Raw genomic sequence first — 12,148 nt, forward strand, 5'->3', positions numbered from 1 at the left:
AGATTCTGAAACTTTGATTGAGTCAAGCTTTGAGCCTTTATTTTCTAACAGTAACTAAAATTTATAGCCAAAACTTAGAAATTAAAGCCTCGAAAGGCTTTCAGCGATTGGGTTCTCCCAAAGTGATAAAAGAGGGTTATAGTCAGATTTTGAGGAACTTGCGAAGTGTGGAACTCACCGCTACGCGTCTATGTAGTACCTTAGAAATTAGTAATGTTATCTCCAGGAGTTATGGTTAATGTTAAATACAAACAAAAACTGGAGTATAAAAATCATTGGGGTAATATTTGCTGCTCTCAACTTAGCGCTTATTTTAGGAGGATTAGTTAGCTGCGGTGTTGAGGAACGGCGATCGACTCCAAATGAGCAAAATGAACCAGCCCAACAGCTTAACCAGAACGATCGCGACGACGACGAACAAGATAATAGCAACAATGAGAAAGATGATAGTAATGATGAGAAAGACGATAAAGACTAAATAAAGGCGTAAATATAATCTTTATCCGGCGTTGCATAATTGCGGAATGATTTTGGAATTTGCATCAACAAGAATCACTGTGTCTGTGCGTCTTTGCATCCTCTGAAGTTTGCTCAACGGGAGGAACCCCCGCACGCCACTTCTCTCCGTGTCAGTCTCAATCATCCCATTATTCAGCAACGCCCTTTATCCTTTTGTTCAAGTTTTATTTATGGTTATCCACAACACTTGTAGTTCACTGGCTGATACTCTAAGCTACAGACGACAACGACTGGCCAACCTGATTGATTTTCCTGCAATTCTTTGGTCAGGTAGCAGCAGTCCGCGTAACTTTCCAGCAAATGTTTTTCCGTTTCGTTCTAGCAGTCATTTCCTTTATTTTGCTGGGCTACCACTGCCAAATGCGGCAATTCGACTAGAATCGAGCAAGCTAGAACTATTCATGGAAGATCCCAAACCTAGCAGTGCCCTTTGGCATGGAGAAATGCCGAAGCGAGACGAGATTGCCCAAAAAATTGGGGCGGATGCTGCCAGACCAATGTCAGAATTAGAGTTTTGGGTAGAAGATGCAGCCACAATTGCTGTACAAGATGCTGCCACTTGGACGCAACAATCACAGCTTTTGAATAGATGGGTTTTACCGCAAAATCCACTCCAAGGAATTGACTTAGAGTTAGCCAAGGCAATTATTTCTCTGCGCCTTGTCCATGATGAAGGGGCATTGGCTGAGTTGCGAAAAGCCGCTGCTGTCACTGTTGCAGCCCACAAAGCCGGTATGGCAACGACACCTAAAGCAAAACTGGAAGCAGAAGTCCGGGCAGCGATGGAAGGAGTAATCATTGCGAATAATATGACTACTTCTTACAACAGTATTGTGACCGTTTACGGTGAAGTTTTGCATAACGACCAATATCATCACCCTCTGCAATCAAATGACTTAGTGCTGGCTGATGTCGGCGCTGAAACCGAGATGGGTTGGGCAGCTGATGTCACCCGCACTTGGCCCGTTGCTGGTAAGTTTTCACCCACTCAAAAAGATATTTATAATGTTGTGCTGGCAGCTCATGATGCTTGCATTGCTAAAATACGTCCTGGTGTGGAGTATAGCGATATTCATCTGCTAGCTGCCACAGTCATAGCTGAAGGTTTGGTAGATTTAAGCATTCTGCAAGGAAATGCTGAAGATTTAGTAGAAATGGATGCCCACGCGCTCTTTTTTCCTCACGGTATCGGTCATTTACTGGGTTTGGATGTCCATGATATGGAAGATTTGGGGGATTTAGCAGGATATGAAGAAGACCGTCAAAGAAGCGATCGCTTTGGTTTGAGCTACCTGCGCTTAAATCGTCCCTTGCGATCGGGAATGTTAGTCACAATTGAGCCAGGTTTTTATCAAGTACCAGCAATTTTAAATGATACTAATCTGCGTTCAAAATATCAAAATGTCGTCAATTGGGAGCGTTTATCTGAATTTGCTGATGTCCGAGGTATTCGTATTGAAGATGATGTTTTAGTTACAGCATCAGGCAGTGAAGTTTTAACAGCCGCATTACCAAACGATCTTGATACTATAGAAAATCTTACTAATTCATGAGGCAGTACGGTGAGCCACACAGGAGCGTCATCCCTGCGCCGTCAGGCATTCCCGCAGGGTAGGATAATTTGTAATGAAGGGGCGCAAAGCTTTGCACCCTTACTCAGATTGATTCTGGGTTTTCAGGTTTGAATCTGTAGCTTTTCTTTTTTAATTAATCTAATTATTTACCTCTGAGCGCTTTAGAAACTGCCAGAAATCGGCAACAGCCGAACTGGCACGACGATTGGGAATCCATGACCAAGATTGCTTCTTGCCTGCTAAATAGAACCTAGGAGAAGTTGCATAGCTGGAAATGTATAGCAAAATCTCCAAATCGAGACTTGCCGCACAGAAGTCAAACGTATCGCTAAACCACATAACCTGCAAGCCATAGATGCGTGCTAGTTCAGCTAGTTCAGAGGCTGCTTCCCGATTGATGAGGCTCTGGGCTTGTATCTGCATATGATTGCTAATAATGTAACGGAATGCCTGCTTGTAGAGATGTCCAACCCAACTTTCCGACCAGAATACCTTGGAGTTAGATATCTGGCTGAATACCCGACCTGCTAAATCTTTGTGACATTCCAAGAAAACTTCTTGACAATGCAATCCAAAAACCCCCACAACCAAACATTGAGGTGGCGGACTTTCCCCATCTTCCAACTGATAACTATAGTACTCGTATAAACTTTCCAGATCCGGTGAAGCATCCTCCACAAAAGCACACCAAGGCACGCGTTCGCCCCACCCGCTTTGAGAAGTGTCTACAACGAACCCAGGAGCAGCTACACCCATTCTCAACAGAAAATTACGATAATCTAATGGCAAAGTCAGCGCTGAGACTTGATAGACAAGCTCAGCAAAAGCATCTATCTGTGCTACAGAAGCTCCTTGAATTTCTTGAGGGAAGTTTGGGCGGTAGCGGGCAATCAGTTGAATAAAGCCCTCAATACTGCGATCGCACATAATAGACATCGCTCTATTGTATTACGTCCCCTACATTGAAAGTTTGCCCTTCTATTGTAACTCGATCGCCTGATACTAATTTTCGTCCTCGTCGGGTTTCAACTGTGCCATTGACTTTTACATCACCATCAATAATCATCAGTTTAGCTTGCCCTCCAGTTGGAGCTATACCTACCAACTTTAAAAACTGGTCGAGTTTAATCATGTTACGACTTGTGCTAAATTTGGCTGCTACGACTAGTACTTAAATCAACTAGCAAGTTCTCATAAATTTGCCAGTTAATACCTGAGAGGTGAATACTGCGAGTTAAATTAAAGTGTTGCTAGTCATAGCGATAAGTGATGTATTGTCGGGAGCATCTCAGTTTTTGAAGTAGCTCAAACCGACAATAATCCATTGAGGTAAGCACAGCGATGGGCAAGGACTTGAGGCACATTTTTTCGTTTCCATTGTGCGCCTGAAATCTTTGTTCGACGGTCAATTTGTTTAACGGCAGATTCAACCGAACCAGAACCAATTGAACAAATTTGTTCAGCTTGATAATATTCGTAATTGATAATACGATTACGATGCTTATCCAGATAACGGCAAAAGTTTTGTACTTGTTTACCTTTACAATCGGTAAATAGGGCAATAGTAGCCTCAACTTGACCTTTCCATAGTAAAGTCTGTGCTTGTTTCAACCGCCTTTGTGAACCCCCAACTTTATGGAGGTTTTCTATTAAATGAAACCAATCAAGTACTTCCCGACGTTGAACATCAGGGGCTAGTTGGTCAATGATATTCCAAATGCCGTCATGTCCATCACCGATACAAGTGACTGTGTTGGCTAGTGGTTGTTCATTAACCCAATTGATCAAAACCTGATTATCTTGAAATGAGGTTCCAACGGTTTCATTGTGATGTAAGCTAATAACTTTATATCCCAGCCAAGCACTTATTTCACCTTTAGGAGTCCGCACACGGATGTTGCCACCCCTTCGGGGTTCGCCAGTCCACTCGGCGGCATAGCCGCACGTGTGGCTGGACTCACCATCAACACTTAGTTCTTCAATTGTCTGTTTTGATATCGGTAATTCAAAATTCTGACGATGCACTAATCTCTGTTGGCTGCTATGAGAAACTTGTACGCCTGTAAAATATTCAACGTCTGATGCCGCATCTTCATAGCTGACATTCGCACTTACCCTTAAACAACAAGTTTCTAGATATGGACTCAGTTGGGTACTCGCTGCGACTTTTAACTCAACAGCTTGTTTGTTCGTTATTGGTAACTCTCCAAGGATGCTTTTGAGCCGTCGCTGGTATCCTGCACTTGTACCTGTAACTGTTTCGATAAAAAAACCCCTACTTCTGGCATAACGTGCTTCTGCATTTGACTCCGCACTGTTTCTTCAATTCCTGCAAGTGTGTCAAGCTTTTCTTTTGACGTATCTTCGTACAATATTTTAGCGATTGCCTGAATATGTTCTTGAAGAGCTTGCTTTTGTTCTGGGGTCATCGGTAGTTAAATACACTCGTCTTACTTATTCTGACTGATTTTCGCCATCTTTGCAAAAAACTGGGATGCTCCCACAGGAGAAGCAGTAGCACGAAATCTATTAACTAATTCTGTTGCAGTCAGTTTAGCTTCCTCTTGTTCTGAGGATTGTTGAGTTGTGTTGAGGTCAATGCCATTTTCAAAGGCAGAAAAACAAAATCCTACTGTTTCTACATTCCCTAAACAGGCAATAAATTTTGACCATGTAAGCAAAGGTTCAGGTTCTAGAGTGACGATAGGAACCGAAATGAACTCTTGATTTTTTCCAATATCTGATTTATCAGAATCCTCTATTGCATCTTCATCCCAGATTTTTTTAACCAACTTAGAATTAAAAGTTCCAGGTGTCAGAGAACGCAATTGCACGGCAACTTCTGAAGCAAGAGATGTTCGTTCCCAAAGCTGTTCGGGAAGCAGTTGAAGAATTGTAATTAAACCAGTTTTACCCCACAAATTTAGTACTGGATTAATCCACCTTTCTCGCCAAGCAGGAGAAATACAGTCACTCACTAATAAAATTAAACGCTGTCCCTTGGGGTCAATCAATACTTCAGGTCTATAAGGAGTAGAATCACAAGCACTTGTATTATTTTTCGATTAACTTTTCTTTTTTATGGTTGGTTTCCTGATTGTCTATAGATTCCAAATCCAGATTCGGAGAATCATCATTAGTCGCTGTACTGGTTAACATATAAATAGCATTTAACAATTGATCTGTTGCCAATTCTCCCTTCTCACAGTGGTTGTAAAAATTATTAATAAGTTCCTCGGCTTTTTTATAAACTTTATTGTTTTGATTGCGGAAACTTTTATTTTTTTAAAATGTGCTTTTACAATATTACCTAATTCTTGTTCGCTTGGCTGTGATAAATCTAATCTTAAACAGCGTCGTAAAAAAGCAGGAGGAAATTCTCGTTCTCCATTACTAGTAAGAACCACAGATGGAAACTCTTTATATTGTATTTTCCCTTTGATAATGGTTACGGGCTTGTTATCATATGTTTGGATAAAAACTTCAGAAGATTTATCAGCTATCCTTGTCAATTCAGGAATCTCAAATTCTCCTTCTTCAAAAACATTTAATAAATCATTAGGTAAATCAATATCACTTTTATCTATTTCGTCAATTAATAATACTCTAGGTTGCCTAGGTTCCTTAGAAGAAAGACATAAAGCTGTTCCTAAAGGCCCTAATTGTATGTACTTTCCGATTTCGCCTAAATTATCATCAGCCCTAGCTTTAGCATCTTGTAATCTTGAAATAGCATCATAAGAATATAATCCTTGCTGTAAGTTAGAGCGAGTAGTAATGTTCCAACGCAATACCTTTCCTAGATTTAATTCTTGAGCCACTGCATAAGCTAAAGATGTTTTTCCTATTCCTGGCTTTCCTGAAACTAACAACGGACGACGCAAATACAGTGCTGCATTTACAAGCTCTATTTCATTTTCTCGCACTTGATAAGTTATACCTTTTTCTTCTTTATCAAAGCTACGCCAGCTAGGAGGGTCGGGCAAGCGTAATATTTCGTCGTGAGGCTTTTCAGGAGTTCCTTTAAAAATTTTCCAGGTTGTCATAATGGATTTTCATTCATAATCAATATGGGGTAGCAATAGCTCAGGATCTTCCCAGAGAATAGAAAGATGATGGCCAATATGGTTATCCTTATGGATATCTACAGCATCTTTACGTTTTTCGTGTATAAGCTTAGGTAAATAATGAGTCTTCTGTTGAGTTACCACTGAAACAACAAAATGAGAAATACAGATTCAGCCAAAATCTCAAAATCTATGAGTTTTTAATACTCTGTATAAATAAAAATAAACCTTAATCTTATTTTTTCTTTATAGATTAATGGAATTGAGAGTAAGCGATCGCAATTGTCTCAATTACTTTTTCTTGTAGATTTTTGATGAATGATGACTTGAAGCCAGATAGTAGAGATATCAAAAATAAAAATTTCTACACAAATGACGGTCGATCGCCCAAATACAGGAAGGTATACAGTTGCTCAAGTCGGGGTGAAAACTACTAAGCTGGTAAATAGCACGTTTAAAATTTGCAGGGAATTCTGAATCGCATTCATTGGCTGTTCTGACTTCCCCACTGGCTAACTACTTGTAATTACATTATGTTTGAAGCTCTATCTGACCGTTTAGAAGCCGCCTGGAAGAAACTGCGGGGGCAGGATAAAATTTCTCAATCCAACATTCAAGACGCTTTGCGGGAAGTGCGCCGCGCCTTGTTGGAAGCAGATGTCAACCTCCAAGTAGTCAAAGATTTTATTAGCGAAGTTGAAGCCAAAGCTCAGGGATCTGAGGTGATTGCTGGCGTGCGGCCTGACCAACAGTTCATCAAAATTGTTCACGATGAGCTGGTACAGGTGATGGGAACAGAAAATGTTCCCTTAGCAGAAGCCCAAGAACAACCCACCATTGTGTTGATGGCTGGGTTGCAAGGTACTGGTAAAACCACGGCTACTGCCAAGTTAGCCTTACATCTACGTAAGTTAGATCGTAGTTGCTTGTTGGTAGCGACAGACGTGTATCGCCCAGCAGCAATCGATCAGTTGGTGACATTAGGTAAGCAAATTGATGTGCCAGTCTTTGAACTGGGAAGCGACGCTGACCCAGTAGAAATTGCCCGCCAAGGTGTAGAACGTGGTAGGGCAGAAGGCGTAAATACAGTAATTATCGATACTGCTGGCCGTCTGCAAATTGACGAAGACATGATGGCGGAATTAGCCCGCATCAAACAGACAGTCCAACCCGACGAAACTTTGTTAGTCGTGGATGCCATGACTGGTCAAGAAGCAGCAAATCTCACCCGTACCTTCCACGAGCAGATTGGGATTACTGGAGCGATTCTCACCAAGCTGGATGGTGATAGCCGTGGTGGTGCAGCGCTGTCAGTGCGGCAGATTTCGGGAGCGCCGATTAAGTTTGTGGGCGTGGGTGAAAAAGTCGAGGCACTACAACCATTTTATCCCGATCGCATGGCATCCCGAATTCTGGGAATGGGCGATGTCTTGACCTTGGTAGAAAAAGCCCAGGAAGAGATTGACTTGGCAGATGCCGAGAAAATGCAGGAGAAAATCCTGTCAGCGAAGTTTGACTTTACTGACTTTCTCAAGCAGCTGCGTCTCCTGAAGAATATGGGATCGCTGGGAGGCATCATGAAGATGATTCCGGGGATGAACAAGCTCTCAGATGACCAACTGAAGCAGGGAGAAACCCAGTTGAAGCGCTGTGAAGCGATGATCAACTCCATGACTCGCCAAGAACGCCACGACCCAGATTTATTAGCAAGTTCTCCGAGTCGGCGGCGACGAATTGCTTCTGGTTCCGGCTATAGAGAATCTGATGTGAGCAAACTCGTGGCTGATTTTCAAAAAATGCGATCGCTCATGCAGCAAATGGGTCAAGGTAGCTTCCCCGGTATGCCAGGTGGAATGTTTGGCGGTGGCGGTATGGGTAACGCTTTAGCAGGTGGAGGAAATCGTCCTGCCCCTGGATGGCGAGGTTATACTGGCGGAGCAAGCACGAAAAAGAAAAAGAACAAAGATAAAAAGAAAAAAGGTTTCGGTAATCTTTAGTTCATAGTCAGTAGTCAATAGTTGAATATTAATTGGAGTGTTGACTGTTGATTTTTGACCCTTGACCAATAGCAGTGAACCTTAAGCTAGTGCTAAAATTAGCATTTCAGCAGAACTACAAATAGGAGAATGATTCCTCAACCATGATCAAACTGCGCTTGAAGCGATACGGTAAAAAGCGGGAAGCGAGCTACCGCATTATCGCCATTAATAGCCTCGCTCGCCGCGATGGTCGTCCCCTAGAAGAACTGGGATTCTACAATCCTAGAACTGATGAAGTGCGACTAGACGTTCCCGGCATCGTCAAGCGACTACAACAAGGCGCTCAACCCACTGACACCGTCCGTCGCATCCTAGTAAAAGCTAATGTTTTTGAACAGGTCAGTGCCCCAGCCGCATCCTAAGGTTGAAATCAAATCCGTGACAGCTAGTCCTAACTACGTTGAGCTGGTACGGTTTTTGATACAACCGTTCTTAGAATCTCCAGAAAGTTTAAGCGTCGATTGTGAAATTTCTCAGACCCTCAACCGGGCTTGGATTCGCATCGCCTTTGACAGCACAGATAAAGGAAAAGTGTTTGGTAGAGGAGGACGCAATATTCAGGCGATCCGGACAGTAATTGCCGCAGCTGCCGCAGCTGCTGGGCAGTCGGTATACTTGGATATTTACGGCAGCGCTACTCCAGGCCGAGAAGGTACGTCTTTTGATGAAGACGGGGAAGAGCGATCGCCACCTCCTAAAACGAGGGAACGAGGTGGAAATGGTCCTAGTAGACCTATTGCTAAACCCCGTTTCCGTTAAGTTAAAGAGAACAAATCTGATACAAGATGAAGGGTGAAGGATGAAGGAGAAAGGATAAAATTCCACACTTCATACTTCATACTTCACACTTCAGATAACTCTGTAAGGAGGTGACACTAAGCAGTGGCTGAAGTCCGTTTAGGAGAAAATGAGTCGATTGATTCTGCATTAAGATGTCTTAAAAAGAAAATTCAAAAAGCCGGGATTTTATCTGAAGTGAAGCGCCGGGAAAGATACGAAAAACCCAGTTTGCGTCGTAAACGCAAAGCTGAAGCCTTACGCAAAGGTGTTCGCTACTAAATACAAACAATGTCTTTGGTTAAAGTAGCTAACCTATGTCAATTTTGTAAGTGAAGTTTTGAGGACATTCTTAGCTCAAATTTACACAAAGTAGAGACGCAAGTACTTATGTCTCTACTTTTCTTCCCTGAGTTGGGGTAAAATTCAAAATTAAATCATAATATGTCAAGAATTGCAGTATCCCTAATTCCTTGAGTTAACCAATATACAAAAGTATAATTTTAAATTTGGTAATAATTTTAACCAAAAAAATCAATTAAACTTTTGCCGAAATTAGTAGTATTAAAATTTATTATAAAATAGTATAAAAATCAGTTCTAAAAATTACACTTTTACGCCTTGTCAGGAAAATATTATCTTTTGTCAAAAACAGCATCCTCAGAAATTAAGAAATACTTATGGCAGATGCCTTAATAATTCAGCTGCCTAACATTCCTAGTGCGATCGCTCTAGCAGGTGATGGTGAAGAAAATCTGAAAATTTTATCGCGGCAAACAGGAGCTAGCTTAGTACTACGCGGACAGGAAGTACACATTTCTGGCACCGAAGCGCAAAAAGACCTAGCTTCACGATTAGTGCGATCGCTTGAAGACCTCTGGATTAAAGGCAATACTATCTCCAGTGCCGACATTTTAACAGCTCGTCAAGCCCTAGATAGCCATCGAGAAGACGAACTACAAGAATTACGGCGAGATGTCTTAGCCAAAACTCGTCGAGGTGAAGAAATTCGTGCTAAAACCTTTCGACAGCGGCAGTACATTGATGCCATACGTAAGCGCGACTTGACTTTTTGCATCGGGCCTGCTGGTACTGGCAAGACTTACCTTGCTGTTGTTGTCGCGGTGCAAGCACTTTTAGCCAACCAAGTAGAAAAACTGATTTTAACTCGTCCTGCCGTAGAAGCAGGTGAAAAACTTGGCTTTTTGCCCGGAGACTTACAGCAAAAAATTAATCCTTATCTACGCCCACTTTACGATGCTATTTATGAATTCATCGATCCAGAAAAAGTCCCCAATTTAATGGAACGCGGTGTAATTGAAGTTGCACCATTAGCCTATATGCGGGGGCGCACTTTGAATAATGCTTTTGTGATTGTGGATGAAGCCCAAAATACCACACCCGCTCAGATGAAAATGGTTTTGACTCGTTTAGGCTTCCGTTCCCGGATGGTGATTACAGGTGATATTACCCAAACCGATTTGCCCCTTAACCAACAATCAGGCCTAACAGTGGCTTTGCAAATTTTAAAACATGTTGAAGGTATTACTTTTTGTGAATTCTCCCAGCGAGATGTCGTGCGTCATCCTCTAGTTCAGCGCATTGTTGCTGCTTATGAACAATACGAAAAATAGTCAGTAGTCATTGGTCAGTGGTCAGTGGCTAATGACAACTAACAACTAACAACTGACTATTGTACAGACGCGATTAATCGTGTCTCTACTACTAACAACTAACAACTAAATTATGAGTACTAATTTGAAAGACTTTTTAGAAGCTTGCGAAGATCTGGGAACTTTGCGTTTAATTGTCACTAGTAGCGCTGCTGTCTTAGAAGCACGCGGCAAGGTAGAAAAGCTATTTTATGCTGTGTTGCCTAAAGGTAAGTATGCGAACATGCACACCGAAGGATTTGAGTTTCACTTGAATATGGACAAAATTATTCAGGTAAAATTTGAAACTGGTGAAGCAAAAAGGGGTAACTTTACGACCTACGCTATCCGGTTTTTAGATGAAAAACAAGAGCCTGCTTTAAGTCTATTTTTGCAATGGGGTAAACCGGGAGAATATGAACCAGGTCAGGTAGAAGCTTGGCAGGCTTTACGGGAGAAATATGGAGAAGTCTGGGAACCTTTACCAGCAGAGATTTAATAACAAAAGCAGGGAAAAAAGACGCGTCTCCCCATCTGTGCGTCTTCTTCCCTCTCCAGTTTCCAAATACTTAGCTGATTTTAATCACTTTATCAGGTCTAATTCAGGGCGATCGCCGACTTTAGTGATGGAGGATTCCTCTACTAGAGTAGATTGGCGCTTAATTAGAAAATAATAGATGTATGAACAAACGCTATTTTTTAGAGGCTAGTGCTGTATTAGTTGGGGCAGCCTTTTTATCACGCTATATCAATATCAATCAGAGGTCGGAAATCATGGCAACTTCTAATACTGAGTTTGAAATTAGCAAACCTGAAGAAGAGTGGCGGACAACTTTATCGCCGGAACAGTTTCGTGTCTTGCGGAAACATGGGACGGAACGAGCTTTCACCAGCCCACTTGATAAGCAATATGTGAATGGTACTTATCTATGCGCTGGCTGTGAACTACCACTGTTTACATCTGACACCAAATTTAATAGTGGTACGGGCTGGCCCAGTTTTTTTCAACCAATTGAAGGCGCAATTGGCATGACTGTAGATAAGTCGCTTTTTATGACCAGAACTGAAGTACATTGCCATCGCTGTGGTGGACATCTGGGTCATGTGTTTGATGACGGCCCTGCACCCACTGGCAAGCGCTACTGCATGAATGGTGTCGCGCTGAAGTTTATTCCTGCCTGAGATACCGCGATAATATCTACATAGATCCTTGCAGCTTGTTGTCAGACATGGCACTGCCTAGTGAAATCATAATTGGTGGAATAAAGCAAGCGATCGCACCTCATCCACATCTCAACTTTAGATTTAAGATGTGGATGATTTTTTATGAATTTTTATAGTTAATCTTAGTCCAATACGATTCAGTTAATAAAAAAAGTAGGTTTGGTTAAGCGGAGCGCAACCCAAACTACCTTAGTTTTCAGCCTTATCCGAACGGTATTGAATCTTAGTCAAGCGATCGCAAAGGTATCACTTACGGTCAGAGATTTGATTATTTTTACTGTAATAAGCGCATCTTC

At 41.9% G+C, this 12,148-nt stretch carries 15 protein-coding genes; 9 read left to right on the forward strand and 6 right to left on the reverse strand.

Features of this window, described 5'->3' with window-relative positions; translation table 11 throughout:
* The first annotated feature begins 238 nt into the window (after positions 1–238).
* On the forward strand, positions 239–478 hold the full coding sequence (locus tag RMY31_RS17935; protein WP_322665309.1) for a hypothetical protein: 240 nt from the start codon (positions 239–241) through the stop codon (positions 476–478).
* Between the two features lie 211 nt (positions 479–689).
* On the forward strand, positions 690–2,072 hold the full coding sequence (locus tag RMY31_RS17940) for an aminopeptidase P family protein (protein ID WP_322665312.1): 1,383 nt from the start codon (positions 690–692) through the stop codon (positions 2,070–2,072).
* A gap of 159 nt (positions 2,073–2,231) precedes the next feature.
* On the opposite strand, the gene RMY31_RS17945 is transcribed toward RMY31_RS17940, so the two are convergent.
* From RMY31_RS17945 to RMY31_RS17970, 6 genes are all read right to left on the reverse strand, one after another.
* Complete coding sequence (locus RMY31_RS17945) at positions 2,232–3,029, reverse strand: hypothetical protein (protein WP_322665317.1); 798 nt, start codon at positions 3,027–3,029, stop codon at positions 2,232–2,234.
* A 4-nt stretch (positions 3,030–3,033) separates the two neighbouring features.
* Positions 3,034–3,225 carry an RNA-binding S4 domain-containing protein gene (locus RMY31_RS17950; RefSeq protein ID WP_322665319.1) on the reverse strand — a complete coding sequence of 64 codons (192 nt, stop codon included), beginning with the start codon at positions 3,223–3,225 and terminating at the stop codon, positions 3,034–3,036.
* A gap of 173 nt (positions 3,226–3,398) precedes the next feature.
* A protein-coding gene (locus RMY31_RS17955; RefSeq protein WP_322665321.1) for an ISKra4 family transposase occupies positions 3,399–4,522 on the reverse strand; the annotation gives its coding sequence in 2 pieces (ribosomal slippage) (positions 3,399–4,366 and positions 4,366–4,522; 1,125 coding nt in all).
* A gap of 21 nt (positions 4,523–4,543) precedes the next feature.
* The gene (locus tag RMY31_RS17960; protein ID WP_409878066.1) at positions 4,544–5,071 is read right to left on the reverse strand and encodes a hypothetical protein; all 528 of its coding nucleotides are present in this window, start codon (positions 5,069–5,071) and stop codon (positions 4,544–4,546) included.
* Positions 5,072–5,263: 192 nt separating this feature from the next.
* Complete coding sequence (locus tag RMY31_RS17965) at positions 5,264–6,139, reverse strand: MoxR family ATPase (RefSeq protein ID WP_322665326.1); 876 nt, start codon at positions 6,137–6,139, stop codon at positions 5,264–5,266.
* 9 nt (positions 6,140–6,148) lie between these two features.
* Complete coding sequence (locus RMY31_RS17970; protein WP_409878067.1) at positions 6,149–6,304, reverse strand: hypothetical protein; 156 nt, start codon at positions 6,302–6,304, stop codon at positions 6,149–6,151.
* A gap of 389 nt (positions 6,305–6,693) precedes the next feature.
* On the opposite strand from RMY31_RS17970, the gene ffh reads away from it, so the two are divergent.
* From ffh to msrB, 7 genes are all read left to right on the forward strand, one after another.
* Positions 6,694–8,157, forward strand: a complete 1,464-nt coding sequence (gene ffh / locus RMY31_RS17975; protein ID WP_322665328.1) for a signal recognition particle protein — start codon at positions 6,694–6,696, stop codon at positions 8,155–8,157.
* Positions 8,158–8,300: 143 nt separating this feature from the next.
* A complete protein-coding gene (gene rpsP / locus RMY31_RS17980; RefSeq protein ID WP_214431169.1) occupies positions 8,301–8,561 on the forward strand; it encodes a 30S ribosomal protein S16 in 261 nt (86 codons plus the stop codon).
* Positions 8,524–8,958, forward strand: a complete 435-nt coding sequence (locus RMY31_RS17985; protein WP_322665334.1) for a KH domain-containing protein — start codon at positions 8,524–8,526, stop codon at positions 8,956–8,958. The genes rpsP and RMY31_RS17985 overlap by 38 nt, the downstream gene beginning before the upstream one ends.
* Before the next feature lie 123 nt (positions 8,959–9,081).
* Positions 9,082–9,258, forward strand: a complete 177-nt coding sequence (gene rpsU, locus RMY31_RS17990) for a 30S ribosomal protein S21 (protein ID WP_322665336.1) — start codon at positions 9,082–9,084, stop codon at positions 9,256–9,258.
* 398 nt (positions 9,259–9,656) lie between these two features.
* Entirely contained in the window at positions 9,657–10,610 is a 954-nt protein-coding gene (locus RMY31_RS17995; RefSeq protein WP_322665338.1) for a PhoH family protein, read from the forward strand.
* A gap of 112 nt (positions 10,611–10,722) precedes the next feature.
* A complete protein-coding gene (locus RMY31_RS18000; protein ID WP_322665340.1) occupies positions 10,723–11,127 on the forward strand; it encodes a ChuX/HutX family heme-like substrate-binding protein in 405 nt (134 codons plus the stop codon).
* A 182-nt stretch (positions 11,128–11,309) separates the two neighbouring features.
* On the forward strand, positions 11,310–11,810 hold the full coding sequence (gene msrB / locus RMY31_RS18005) for a peptide-methionine (R)-S-oxide reductase MsrB (protein ID WP_322665341.1): 501 nt from the start codon (positions 11,310–11,312) through the stop codon (positions 11,808–11,810).
* Positions 11,811–12,148: the final 338 nt, after the last annotated feature.

The sequence above is a fragment of the Dendronalium sp. ChiSLP03b genome, assembly GCF_034531165.2.
GTDB lineage: Bacteria > Cyanobacteriota > Cyanobacteriia > Cyanobacteriales > Nostocaceae > Dendronalium > Dendronalium minutum.

Excerpts from the sequence above, each read along its gene's own strand:
- RMY31_RS17935 (WP_322665309.1), top strand. The coding sequence starts at position 239 with ATGTTAAATACAAACAAAAACTGGAGTATAAAAATCATTGGGGTAATA.
- RMY31_RS17940 (WP_322665312.1), top strand. The coding sequence starts at position 690 with ATGGTTATCCACAACACTTGTAGTTCACTGGCTGATACTCTAAGCTAC.
- RMY31_RS17945 (WP_322665317.1), bottom strand. The coding sequence starts at position 3,029 with ATGTCTATTATGTGCGATCGCAGTATTGAGGGCTTTATTCAACTGATT.
- RMY31_RS17950 (WP_322665319.1), bottom strand. The coding sequence starts at position 3,225 with ATGATTAAACTCGACCAGTTTTTAAAGTTGGTAGGTATAGCTCCAACT.
- RMY31_RS17965 (WP_322665326.1), bottom strand. The coding sequence starts at position 6,139 with ATGACAACCTGGAAAATTTTTAAAGGAACTCCTGAAAAGCCTCACGAC.
- ffh (WP_322665328.1), top strand. The coding sequence starts at position 6,694 with ATGTTTGAAGCTCTATCTGACCGTTTAGAAGCCGCCTGGAAGAAACTG.
- rpsP (WP_214431169.1), top strand. The coding sequence starts at position 8,301 with ATGATCAAACTGCGCTTGAAGCGATACGGTAAAAAGCGGGAAGCGAGC.
- RMY31_RS17985 (WP_322665334.1), top strand. The coding sequence starts at position 8,524 with ATGTTTTTGAACAGGTCAGTGCCCCAGCCGCATCCTAAGGTTGAAATC.
- RMY31_RS17995 (WP_322665338.1), top strand. The coding sequence starts at position 9,657 with ATGGCAGATGCCTTAATAATTCAGCTGCCTAACATTCCTAGTGCGATC.
- RMY31_RS18000 (WP_322665340.1), top strand. The coding sequence starts at position 10,723 with ATGAGTACTAATTTGAAAGACTTTTTAGAAGCTTGCGAAGATCTGGGA.
- msrB (WP_322665341.1), top strand. The coding sequence starts at position 11,310 with ATGAACAAACGCTATTTTTTAGAGGCTAGTGCTGTATTAGTTGGGGCA.